Source organism: Priestia sp. YIM B13489, from assembly GCF_042787645.1.
Taxonomy (GTDB): Bacteria; Bacillota; Bacilli; order Bacillales; family Bacillaceae_H; genus Priestia; species Priestia megaterium.
In genome coordinates, this window is record NZ_JBHZOQ010000025.1 from 1 (window position 1) to 12,673 (window position 12,673).

Below are 12,673 nucleotides of genomic sequence, written 5' to 3' on the forward strand. Positions count from 1 at the left end.
AATTACGTAAATGAGGTGTTCCTTAAAGATCATATGCTGCATTAAAAGCTATTTTTTTCCTTCTTCACATGGCGGGATGTATATTCGTTTACATCCCGTTTGTGTTATACGGAATATCTCAACCAATTATTAAAAAGAAACATCATAGAAACACCTTTCGATTGCTTACTTACTCCTTCTACCTTTCAAGTATGAAAAAGTAGACATCCTTCACTTATCCTTCAAACTTTTGCTTTTTTTAGCGTTCCATTTCTTGAACTGTACTCCGTTCTTTTAAAATTGTGCTCCACTATTCCGTGCAAAAAATCTATTAAATCTATTTTACAATTTCTCTTTTCTTCCTTTGTCATAATCCTTTATTTCTTATCGGTCCCCCCTCCTTTTTAAGTTAACTTTTATAAATTCCTCGGAAGCAACGGTCTTTTCTTTTGACATTTTTCTAACAGCAATCAGATTAACATTCGGCAAAAACACTTTCATGACATTCGTTCCTTTCCTCTAAATTATGGTTCCCCACTATAAAAGAGAGAAGAGCATAAGGGGTTTTTGCCCCCACCATAGGTGTGGGGCTAGGCAGAGCCTAGCAAAACCGTGGGTACAAAGAAAATCGCTAAATGTCCCCTTTACGTCCCCTTTTTTTGGTGTACGTCCCTTTTACGTCTCCTTTTAAAATCCCGATGTCCCCTTTACGTCCCTCTATTTTATAGCTATGTCCCCTTTGCGTCCCCCTGTGTTTTTTCACTTCATGGCTAAATCTTGTTGCTTTTCATTCAATTTTTGAAGCTTTTCTTGTAAACTTTTTTGTTCATCTTTATAGAGCTGAATGCTTGAATCACTCGATTGAATGGCATCCTTTTTCATCGCAATTTTTGATTCCGTATCGGCTTTTTCCTCTTCTACTTGGTACTTCATATCACGTTGTAATTCATTCATTTCCTGTTTCGTTTGACGCTGATGTTCCCTTTTTACCATAATTGTTTATAGGATAAAAATTGATTTATAAATGATAAAAATGCACGCGTAAATCACTTTTATTGTAAGTGAAAATAAACTGCAGTTTTAACCATGAACGTACGAAAGAAAATAAAAAAAGATTGCTTACTTCTGTATTGTTTTTCAAAAAACACTTCAAAATAAATTGACTCTTGAGGGGACATTTCACACATATGAAGGGTCGCTGAAGGGGTTCCTGGCATAAATGTTGTGATTACTGAAGGACCCGTGACGGGACTATTCTTTAATTTGAGGGTGCGCTGAGGGGGTTCCTTGAAGATTTTGCATGATATCACGGTTTTGCTAGGCTCTGCCTAGCCTATCACACCCTGTGATAGCAAAAACCCCTTATGCTCTTCAAGATGTTTTTTAAGTTTTTCATGTTGATGCAATAAAAACACAGAAAAGGAGAACAAACATGGAGATTAAAGTGAGAAATGTATGTCCGGTTGCTGTGAGTAAAGTAGATCGTTTAGCCAAAGAAAAAGGTCTTTCTAGACAAGCTTTTTTGAAAGAACAAATTGAAACATTATCCATTATGCAAGAAGTAGAAAAGCAAGAACAAGCTATTGATGATTTGTATAATCGAACGATAGATACAATGCAAAGATGTTCAGATGCGATGACAAATATGGATTGTACATTCAATAAACTCTTTGGGGAGGATGAAGAATAATGTCAGCAAGTAAACACAGGAGAATGATTTCTTTAAGTGAAGAGGCTGATGAATATGTTCATAAACATATGAAAGAAAGAGGCTATCGTTTTCCAGGGGATGCCATTGAAGATATCATTCGAGGGTATGAAAAATTAAGAAGTAATGTACCCCGATGAAACATTTTTAGATGCTGCTACAATTGATGCAATAGGTCAGGCTTACCTAAAAAGAGCGAGTGGATTTTACCAGTATTTAGACAGTGAGTTAAGTGAGGTAAAAGAAACTACAAAGAATACACAAATAGACACTAGAGTATTAATGAAGTTAATCAATAACTTATACGACCACTTAAACATTCAGAAGTTTAAGTCAATACAGTTCGATGAAACAGAAGCTACTAAGAAAGCCAAATGAATTGCGCTACATCAGATTCAAGAGGAAAGAATGCAGTTCATAAAAAAAAAGAAAACGGGAAGAAGCAGAAGAAATGGACCATTTATTTGAAGATTAATCTTAGAGGTTATCAAAGCAGGCTTAGGCCTGCTTTTTCCTCTTCCTTTGTAGAATAAAATCGAATAAAAAAGCTTGTCCTGAAAGGTTTTTTGGTGAAAGGTTACTTCAAAAAAGGCCTTCGTGATTAAAATAACTTGAATATGGATAACTTATTAGTTTTACTATGTTTAGTTTCAAATCATGTAACTGGATGTGAGAGCGTTTAAAGGTCATTGAACCCCTTCAGCAGATTATGGAATAGAAACTATTCATAATATCTTTAACAGTCTTATACAAAGCATATGAAGTTCGTGTATCTACCTTAATTAACATCTCCCCTTTTTATTTTAAACAAAGCAATAGAAATTCAACTAACTATATATCTCATGCTATGTTTCTTCATTTAAATTTTTAACTATGTATCGCCTTTTTCTCCAGTTCATTTATTAAAACGGAATATTCTTTCCTATGTTAAAATTTTTCGCTTATTTTTGCTTTGACTTTGCTTAATTAGAATAAACAGTCATAGAAATTGATTCACTGTCTTCTTTCTCAGTTAAATCTGTTGAATATTAGCTCATCGTATTCTAGACGTTGAACTTTTTGTTCTCTCTATAGATTAATCTGCCCATTAATAAGCAAGTAATGAATACCATCATATAAGAAAGCATTCCATACTGGTGGGTGTTCATCTGCCAAATAAATGAAAGAGATAAATAAAACAGTTTCGGATCAAATACTTCACTGAATGTCGTTTGAATAAGCTGCCTCAGTGTATTAAATAAAAAATTCAACACTAGAAAAATGATAAAAAAAAACAAGCACTTAAAGGAATAAGTACTTGTTTTTCAGCAACCATATATTCCATTGATTTATGAGGTTTCATGCTGTATCTCCTTCTGTTTTTGTGCAGATACAGGAATGGCATAAAAAGAGCTTTGACAAAAAGAAAAGTGCGTTCGATCTTGTGCATCGTATCGGTCTTGAAGGTATTGAAAAGCTGTTTGCAAGTTCCAATTAACCTCTTTCATGTTCTCTTCGTTCACGATATAAGATTGATTTCGAGTGAAGTCTTCTCTCTCTTGATGAGTAAATGCTGATAACTCAAGAAACGGCATTGTAGGCTTTATGCATATTCTAAACTGATACTCGTGTTTGAGGAAATTATCACTAATCGTGATAGATTTTGCATTTTTAAAAATAATGACCATGTGATTTTTCAAGAGAATTATACTATTTACACTGTTAGCAATCCGTTGAGCATGAAGAGGTGTCGTACAGAATGTTCCTAACTCTACTTTAACAAAAAGATCCTCGTATCTATATTCCACACCAACAACAAAGGAATGTCTCTGATTTTTCGCTTGTCTTTGATTGTACATGGCAATCATCCTTCCTCTGAAACTATTTGAATGGCAAGAACTACCCTCTTTTATAGATTCTTGAGTACCTATTTTTGCTTCTTTTGTTATTCAGTCAACGATTTAATCTTATTATCACCTTTTTGATCTTTTTCGTTATATCAAGATTCTTTTTTGTTTTTTCATAAGCAACTATTTTCTAATTCGAAATTAATAGATAATAAAAAATTGACGTTATTCTTAATACAATGACTGAAGAAGTTATATCTATCGCAATCCATTTTCTTCTTAAACATAATTGATTTTTAAAGGAGTTTAATAATTTAAAACCTGAAATTAAAAAAGGGATTTATGCAACTTACTCGTTCAATATCAAATAAGAACGATTTATAATTATAGTACAGTTTCTTATATGAGCTGGGTAGTGCGTTTTTTTATAGTACTTTTTTAAAAAAACACTAAAATTTGTAGTCTTTTTTTTCTTGAAGACTATAAATTTTAGTACTTAAATAAAAAAATGACCATATATATGGTCATTTTTCTAATCCACCGGACTTAGCTTTTTCAATAGCATCTTTTATATTTCTAACTGATAATTTCTTAAAAATGCTCTGAATTTGATTTTTTATAGTATTTTTAGACTTTGATAATTGTTCTTGCATACTCTGTCGAGAGTATCCTTTCTCCATCATATTAAATATAACCCGTTCGCTTTGGGTTAAATTGGTCAATTGTTGCTCATATTTTAAATCTCGATAATCTTCTAACATAGCTTCAATGGCTGTGAAGTTTCCAACATAGGTTGACCTTATAATATTAGCTATGTTATGCATATCTTTTTTTAGAATATAATTTACAGCTCCTGCTGCAAAAGCCTTAATTATGATATCCTTTTCGCTTAAACAAGTTAACATGATGACTTTCCAATTTCTGTTATCTACAGATTGCATCTTTTTTAATTCATACGCAGCGTGAATCCCATCCAGTTTAGCACCAGTTAAGTTAATATCTAAAAGAAAAATATCTACTTTATCAATATCCCTAGCTAGCCTTAAGGTATCTTCTTCCGTTGACCCATACCCCACTAACTCGATATCCTTTTCTGCTTTAATAATAGTCTGAATGCTGTGTAACCATTCTAAATCGTCTTCAATTAACACTACTTTTATTGGCTTACTCAAATCAATCATCCTCTATTTCTTAGTTGAGAAAGTCAGTTTGACATCTGTACCTACATTAACTTGACTGGAAATCTCTAGGTTTCCATCACTTTTTATCATCACATCATAACAATAATAAAGTCCCCATCCAGTATTTCCATCTTTTAATTTTTTCGTGGTAAAGAATGGACTCTTAACGTATTCCAAATTTTCTTTTGTTATTCCAATTCCATTATCAGATATGATAACTACAGCTTTTTTTCCTTTTTTATTTATTCTAACGTTTATAATGCCTTCTTTTTCTATTGCTTCAATGGCATTCTTAAACATATTCAAAAATACCTCTTTAGTCGGTGTTTTATCAAAAAAAGCATATACATCTTCGTCTAAGTATTCTTTAGTTATGACTATATGATTTTCAACAAACTCCACTTCTAATTCACTTATAACGTCATCTACTACTTCAGTAAGATTATTACGCTTTTTTACAATTGTAATGTCTTGTGTCTTACTGTTTATCTTTTCAACCATTTTCAGTAAATGATCAGATCCACTATCGACCATGTTCATCCCTTCGGCTGACAAATGATTTAACTCTGATGTATTTTCTTTAATCAACTTCATGCCTGTCACAATTCTAAATATTTGGTTTTTAATAGCATGATTCATAAGGCTAACACCTGTTAGAATAGCTTTATTCGCTTTAATTTGTGTCTGCTTTTCATATTTAATCTTTATGCCGTTCATTGATCCAACACCATCTTGCTTAAAGGCTCTCCATATAAAATAGCTGAAAGAGATGAGCATAAATACAATTACGTACCTCCAGTATTCGTGATGGTTATCAAATACACGTACAATATAATTTAATATAAGGGCTGACAACATAATTGGATGCATAATGGTAAAAGTTATAAAACGTGTTTTTTTCTTGTATGGATCTGATTCTGTAAAATAGGAATAAAGGTGTATTATGTAACCAGTTATAATATAAGGAACTCCCCAATAAAACAGTCCTTTAAAATCAGGGACGATGTCAGGTACATAAGTGGTTGTAAATATCATGACGATAATAGGAGTAAACAAAATATACTTTAAGTTGTTAATAGTTTTATTAGAGAATCGCTCTGAATAGACTATTGCATGCATAAGAACTCCCCAAGGGCAAAAGTAAATAGAGAAAAAACCTGTAATAATTCTCGCATAATAAAGGAAAGTGTTAAGCCAATTAAAGTTCATATGATGCGTATTCAAAATAGGGATAAATGACTCTATGATAGCCCTAGAAAGGCCTGCAGATGATGCACATGCCAATAGCAGTGTCATCCACCTTAACGGAGGATATTTAGGATCATAACAATAACATATTAAAGCAAATAATCCACTGATAACAAATAGAGCAACCATTAAGTTACCCCATCTATTACATTCAAAATTTGATTAGGACATTTCACTAAGTAGTCTGGTCTACCTGTTATAAGAAGTTCTTCTAAGTCATATCCCCATGTAACGGATACAATTTTTATGTTACTTTTTTTTGAAGCAATAATATCCCTATGCTCATCACCTATAAGAATAGTCTCATCCCTTCTTAAGTTATGAGATTTAATATAGCTATTAATTGTTAAATTTCTTCCAAAAAACCTTTTAGATCTAATAATTTCGTCGAAATACTCCATATCATTTAATTTCAAAAACTTCTCAATATTTTCTTTTGAATTAGCTGAAATTAGTACAAGCTTAAATTCTCGATTTTTTAATTCTCTTAAAACTTCTTTCATTTCACTATTAACTTGTAAATATGGAACTGATTTCTTATATTCTTTAACAACATCCATAACTAAGCTAGGAACTTTAAAGAAAGATACATTATACTCTTTAAAACGTTGGCGAAAAGTTATTGATCTAATGTAATCCATTTTCTCTTGAGGCATTTTTTCATAACTATACTTGTCTGAAAAGCTGTTAAAAAGGTCGTATACTAACTGGGCTGAATTAACTATCGTTCCATCAAAATCGCAAATAACTGTCTTTATCACGTTTCCACATCCATTTTCATTAAACAATCAGAATAAAAGGCGAACATTTATTCATGTTATCTAATCGTAACAAACTATAAACTTCTTTAAAATAGCACATTTTTCCTTATTTTGTAATTAAACCCTTTATAAACAAACATTCCTTAGAACTATATAATCTACTTTTTTAACTATATATGTAAAATATTTCTTATGTTATTTCCTATCACATACAAATAAGGACTATTGACTCTTATTCAAGATCTTAAATAATGTAATTAGCAATTACTAAATATGGAGGGAAAGTTGAGAAATACTCCTGCTAATAATTCTAAAAATATATAGTGTTTTCAAACAAAGTGACTACTTCACAATTCTTAATATCTCCTATTACTGTATCCCCGCCTTTATCTGCACTAAGTTTTGTAGTCCTTATTAAAAAATAGACTATAAAACTTAGTACTTTTACAAAGAAGAGACTATAAAAGTTCACACTACCCAACGAACCTGTTTAGCGCTATGCTAATATATGTATTACAACTCTCAGTGCAAAAAAAATACACCTTGAAAAGGTGATTTCTTCACCGACCTAGAGGTGACATCTAATAAATATACTCGTTTTGATATATTTTGCTAATTTTTATTGAATTATGAGACTAGTTAACGCTATAATAAAACTAACAAAAACGTGCGGATAGAAAAAAGACTTCAACTGTTTAAGTAGTGCGACAACACTCTTAAACCGTTCCCCCTAGAAACGGTAGGGAAAACACTTGTCGAAGTCTCTTGTTAATAGAGTTAGTTTTGTACAAAATAAAACTTATGGTTTTATTTTATACGAAATTGACATCTATTTCAAGGGCTTAGTTTATCTTAATTGAGGCATTGTTTTCCTTTTACAAGGGAGATAATGTCTTTTTTGTGTTCCTTAAAGGAGAAGATGAACAAATGACAAAGATATTGACTTGCTATTTACCCGATATAAATACCTTCAACGGACGATTCACATGGTTATGGAAAGAAACACCGACTCTTCGTAAAAAGAAAGAAGCGTTTTTAGAAACCCTTCGTACTTACTTTAAACAACAACAAGAAGCCCTACATAAAGTATTCCCTAAAAAACGTATGGAAATGTTAGATTACGTGATTTATAACCTTGTTGCTACAGGCATTCAAGCCATTCACTCCAAAACACTTATGGAAAAGTTTGATGTATCCCAAAGTACCGTTTCTCGCTTTGTGAAATCGTTAAAGGCAACACCGTTTATGATTGTGGCCCGTTATATCAAAGAAGATACGACAGGTGCTCATCCTGATAGCTATGTGTTTATCCTTAAAAGCCATACGAATTTTGATCAAATTTGTGAAGAAATCTTTTTTGCACACGATACAACAGGTATTCAAACGCTTCAACAAGAAGAAATGACAACTCCTGTGACAACTCCTGTGACAAGTCCAGAGAGTGCTGAAAACGTTGATACACCAAGCTTAGAGGGCGAAAAAGTGTCGTCCCCCTTTATTAACCTTGATTTACCTAAAAAGCATTTAAATAATCATTTAATATCTGCTTCACAGTCATTTGCTTATATCAAAGGTGTGCCTAAGAAAGTAAATAACGTGTACGCAGGTAAATATGGTCATCAACTAAAAGACTTCTATGCTCGTATTCAAAATGCAGCTAAAGCAGTAAAACGAGATACAGAGATTGAGATTGTGAAAGAACAAGTTCATGAAGTCGCTTATACAGCCATTGTAGGCTTAGATAAATATGTCCATGAAGCGAATCATAAGGGTACTACCCTATCCCTCGATGAAATGTGCCGTCTTGTTTATCAAATTGCTTACAATCAATTTACGAATCTACTTAAAGGGAATACAGAACAACAAACATCTGAGTCAGACATACATACTGAAGCTAAGACAGCTTTATTTAAGCCTAAACATATCATCCGTAAGGAATTGGTTCCTGCTTGGTTACAAGCTGAACAGGAGCAAAATGAGTGTACACAAGAAGAAACTATTTCTTTGGATCAACAGCTTGAAATGATTCAGTTAAAGCAAGATTTAGGGCAAGAACTAACGCCAGAAGAAGAAAACGTACTCAAAGAGCACAGTTCTACGTACAGTTCGTTAGAAATGGCGCAGCTAAAACAGGATCTAGGACAAGCCTTAACACCACAGGAACAAGCTTTATTGCACCAACAGGACCAGTTAAAAGGCTCCGTTTCCTAATTCAAAAGTGAAGAAATCCCTTGGAAGCTGATGTTTAGTAAGGGTATTATTATTTAGAACATACTTCTAAATAATCAATATATAAAACTACGTAGGAGGAGATCACGATGCCACATAAAATGACAATAACAGGATCTGCGACAGGACCATTACGAGAATACGATCGCTACGTTGCCTTTGATATGCGTGAAAAAGGTTCACCTGCTGCTCCTAAAGGACTGAAGAAGAGTACGTTTATTTCGTATACCGTGTTTGTTGCGAAGAAAGCCTTTAATAAAACCGGACTAACAAAAAAGAGTATTATGCATGAAAAAATCTTAATTCAAGGGGAACCCACGTTAGATATTCCCATTGACGAGTGCCCTGGGGAAATTGGTATCATCTGCTTCCAGATTACCGTTCTCCCGAATAAAAACGATAAAGAAGCCAATGAGTCAAATGATAAAAAAGAAGCGCAACAAGAGGCTTCTAAGGCACAGCAAGAGGTTGCAGCTACCAAGCAGGAAGAAAAACAAGAGCCTGTAGCAAAAGAAGCGAAACCTGTACAGCTAGAAGTGAACGAAACACCTGTTCAAGAGAAAAAGGCTGCGCCACAGAAGCAGCAACCTATTCAGCCCAAAGGGACAAAGGACGTCGTGAGTTTTGATGACATTATCGTTCCTGAAGCCTTCTTAAAGACACGTCCAAACCCTGTGAAAACAGAAGAAGTCATTGAATTTGTGAAGCGTACAGGACACCTTGACAAACCGTTAACGATTGAGAAAGAATCGAAGGTATTGAAAGATGGCTATCGTCGTTATATTGTGGCCAAAACCGTTAAAATGGACAAAGTTCCTGTTATCTATGAATATCAAAAATAAAGCATTTTTAGCTAAGAATTGCTAGTTATTCGTAATGGACAGCAAACAACTATAAGGTGTCCCCTTTCATAGTTGTTTGCTGTCTATTTATCTTGAAAGCCACTTTCTACATATAGCTCATCTACTATATGATTTCATTTTCATTTTTGATTGTATTATTATAAGTCCTTAAATTAAAAAGAATGCTTTAACTTTCCTTTTGGCTCTGCTAAACTTAATCATTTTATCTTTGATATATCATTAGTTGAATGAAGCTATTTTAGAGCTATTACCCTATTTGCGTGTTCTAATATCCGAATACTAGTTGAACTTAAGGTGAATTTAAGGAAGGATTCGGGTTTGCGAATAAAAAAAGAACTTATTTTTTAGTTAAAATGCATTTTTTGTTGAACTTAAGATTAACTTAAATGCATTTAAACGATAATTAAATCAATAATAAGTTTTTTCCGTTTCGTTTTAATCAATAATGATAGTTATTGATTAAAAGATAAAACAATAATCTTATTCAGGAATTGGTTATTACATTATTATTGCTTTAAGATTTACATAGAAGAAGTTAGCAGTTAATATAGAATCAATAATGAGATAAGAACAATGTTATTAGAATCTACGTTAATAATCCTATGGTACGTTTCACTTCAAAATCAATTGCCTGATTCTTGTATTATATTAATTATTAATTGACATATGGAGGTGTAGTTATGTCTGAAAAATTGTACTTACCAAAAGAAGTGGTAAATATACTGGGTATCTCTGGAGATTTGCTTCGTAAATGGTGCGAAGAATTCAATATTATTACAGAGTGGACAGGCACTGATTATGGAAAAGGTCATAGAAGGTTTACAAAAGAGAATCTAGAGACACTTAACAGTATAAAGAAGAAAATTCATGAGCAAGGTTGGTCCTGGGATCAAGTGAAACAATGGCGTAATGGTGAAGAAATGACTATTAATGACCACGTAGAACGGTCTATTTTAGAAAAGAAGATAGATCACCTAATTGAAGGTCAGAACCAACAAATAGAATTTAACAGGATTCTTTCAGAAAAATTGGAGCTTCTAACAAAGGAACTTATTTCTACTCAAAAGGAGTTAGCTATTGCAAATAAAGAAATTGCAGCAACAAAGCAGCAAATGATTGAAGTAAAAACAGAAAATAAAGACTTAGAAGCATACATAGAAAACAGCCTAAAAAAACGTGATAAAATTCTTCTTGAAAACATTAGAAAAACTCAAGAAACGCTAAAAGATAATTCAGCTGAACAGGAGTTAAATCAAAGCAAACAGAATTTTGAAGAACTGATAAATACTAATCTAAAAGAGTTATTAAAACAAAGAGATGAAGACCTTTTAAATGCATTTACTCATACTCAAAAAGAGTTGATTAAAGAACAAAATCAAAAGAAGACATTATGGCAAAAGCTATTCTCAAACTAGGAAAAATCATTCCTAGTTTTTTATTTTGTTAACTAAAAAATAATAAAAAACAATAATATCTTTATTTAATTATTTATCAATTTCATAAGAATATCTAAATCGGAATTTACTTATGATTGCTTTAATTATCATTTTAAGATTAATTTTATGTTAAACTGAATTTTATTGCTTAATTATAACAAACATGCTGTGAAATTATTGAAAACATCAACGTGCAAAAAATCAATAATTTAAAAGATAATTCATTTATTCTTTGACAAACACAACTTTAAAATGTTTTAAGTTTAATAAAACCGGAAATGAATCATTATTGTTTTATTTCCGAGTTTATAGATTTGTAATTCCCTAAATAAAACAGGAATTCAAAAATAGATTTTTATTTAACAAAAGATTTAATCCTCTAAAAATAAAACTCTAACATTTATCAATGCTACAATTAGCTCATCTGGCACCATGACGACTTTGTTATATCTAAATTATTGACTCAAATCCAGTAGATATTACACTTTAAAATTAAGATAGCACTATTTAATGATTTATTAGATTAATCTCTTTAGATAGTTTATGTTTATATAGCTAAATGCATCGCTGAATCAGGAAAAACCATCACGATGAGGGGAGAGGCCAAATATTTAATCTATGACGTTAGTAAATAGCTAAACATGATAACATACCCTCAATTGAGAATACCGATTACTATAGTAACAATAGCATTACAAGATGTAATATCTCGTTCTCTTATTAATTGAAGGTTTTAACGTATATACCTAGAATAGTTCTCTTGATAAGAGGAGGTGATCATATGTTGAGAGTCATAACCGCAGAAGCAGCATATACCACCGAAGAATTAGCTGATATACTTGGTTTGCCCATAGCAACTATACGAAAATACAACTTCCATTTTGCCAAAATTGGTGTGCAATTCACTAAAAAAAACGGTAGATTAGCTTATACGAACGACGACGTTACCATCTTTCATGAACTAAAAAGAATTTATGCTCATCCCGAGATGACCTTAGAAAAAGCCGTTATAACCGTTGCAAAAAAATTCAACCTAGTACCAGACACTCCACCAACCATTTCAACTGAAAAGCAAACCCTTAGCTTAGAATCATGTGAGGTACAAATGAAAGAGATACAAAGCTATATCGATGCCAAGTTTGAGGAACGCGAACGTCAATTAATCTCAATGGCTCGTGAAATTCGATCGTTAAAAAAAGCACAACAACAAAAGAAGAGTTTTTATAAGTGGTTAAAAACCTTTTTTGAAAAATGATTTGCTAGAATGGTCGTATCTCGTTATTTAATATTCACACAAAAAACCTTTTCCCTCTAGATAAAGGTTTTTTGTGTGAAGTCTAATTTCAAAGAATACCGGTAACAAAGACCGCCCAATATGTATCAGTGTATAAGGCGGTCTTAACTGTATTCATGCTATATGATTATGACCAAAATATCGACAT

At 32.3% G+C, this 12,673-nt stretch carries 11 protein-coding genes; 6 read left to right on the forward strand and 5 right to left on the reverse strand.

Translation table 11 applies throughout. The features are described 5' to 3' along the window. Positions 1-738: 738 nt before the first annotated feature. The gene (locus ACFX4W_RS01600) at positions 739-933 is read right to left on the reverse strand and encodes a hypothetical protein (RefSeq protein WP_377559191.1); all 195 of its coding nucleotides are present in this window, start codon (positions 931-933) and stop codon (positions 739-741) included. A gap of 478 nt (positions 934-1,411) precedes the next feature. Between ACFX4W_RS01600 and ACFX4W_RS01605 the strand changes: the two genes are divergently transcribed. Together ACFX4W_RS01605 and ACFX4W_RS01610 are read left to right on the forward strand one after the other, a co-directional pair. Then, positions 1,412-1,669 (forward strand): hypothetical protein, encoded by a 258-nt coding sequence (locus ACFX4W_RS01605; RefSeq protein WP_377559192.1) that lies wholly within the window; start codon positions 1,412-1,414, stop codon positions 1,667-1,669. Next, positions 1,669-1,827 (forward strand): hypothetical protein, encoded by a 159-nt coding sequence (locus tag ACFX4W_RS01610; protein ID WP_377559193.1) that lies wholly within the window; start codon positions 1,669-1,671, stop codon positions 1,825-1,827. The genes ACFX4W_RS01605 and ACFX4W_RS01610 overlap by 1 nt, the downstream gene beginning before the upstream one ends. Positions 1,828-3,015: 1,188 nt before the next feature. Here the strand turns inward: ACFX4W_RS01610 and ACFX4W_RS01615 are convergent. The 4 genes from ACFX4W_RS01615 to ACFX4W_RS01630 form a co-directional block, all read right to left on the reverse strand. Beyond that, positions 3,016-3,525, reverse strand: a complete 510-nt coding sequence (locus ACFX4W_RS01615; RefSeq protein ID WP_377559194.1) for a hypothetical protein — start codon at positions 3,523-3,525, stop codon at positions 3,016-3,018. Between the two features lie 512 nt (positions 3,526-4,037). After that, entirely contained in the window at positions 4,038-4,685 is a 648-nt protein-coding gene (locus tag ACFX4W_RS01620) for a DNA-binding response regulator (protein ID WP_377559195.1), read from the reverse strand. 12 nt (positions 4,686-4,697) lie between these two features. After that, the gene (locus ACFX4W_RS01625; RefSeq protein WP_377559196.1) at positions 4,698-6,071 is read right to left on the reverse strand and encodes an ATP-binding protein; all 1,374 of its coding nucleotides are present in this window, start codon (positions 6,069-6,071) and stop codon (positions 4,698-4,700) included. After that, complete coding sequence (locus ACFX4W_RS01630; protein WP_071277399.1) at positions 6,071-6,703, reverse strand: HAD hydrolase-like protein; 633 nt, start codon at positions 6,701-6,703, stop codon at positions 6,071-6,073. The genes ACFX4W_RS01625 and ACFX4W_RS01630 overlap by 1 nt, the downstream gene beginning before the upstream one ends. 927 nt (positions 6,704-7,630) lie before the next feature. On the opposite strand from ACFX4W_RS01630, the gene ACFX4W_RS01635 reads away from it, so the two are divergent. The 4 genes from ACFX4W_RS01635 (at position 7,631) to ACFX4W_RS01650 (ending at position 12,486) form a co-directional block, all read left to right on the forward strand. After that, positions 7,631-8,914 (forward strand): replication protein, encoded by a 1,284-nt coding sequence (locus ACFX4W_RS01635; RefSeq protein ID WP_377559197.1) that lies wholly within the window; start codon positions 7,631-7,633, stop codon positions 8,912-8,914. A 107-nt stretch (positions 8,915-9,021) separates the two neighbouring features. Beyond that, a complete protein-coding gene (locus tag ACFX4W_RS01640) occupies positions 9,022-9,774 on the forward strand; it encodes a ParB N-terminal domain-containing protein (protein WP_377559198.1) in 753 nt (250 codons plus the stop codon). 701 nt (positions 9,775-10,475) lie between these two features. Then, positions 10,476-11,210 (forward strand): MerR family transcriptional regulator, encoded by a 735-nt coding sequence (locus ACFX4W_RS01645; protein ID WP_016766065.1) that lies wholly within the window; start codon positions 10,476-10,478, stop codon positions 11,208-11,210. Positions 11,211-12,012: 802 nt separating this feature from the next. Then, a complete protein-coding gene (locus ACFX4W_RS01650; RefSeq protein ID WP_377559199.1) occupies positions 12,013-12,486 on the forward strand; it encodes a hypothetical protein in 474 nt (157 codons plus the stop codon). Positions 12,487-12,673 lie beyond the last annotated feature (187 nt).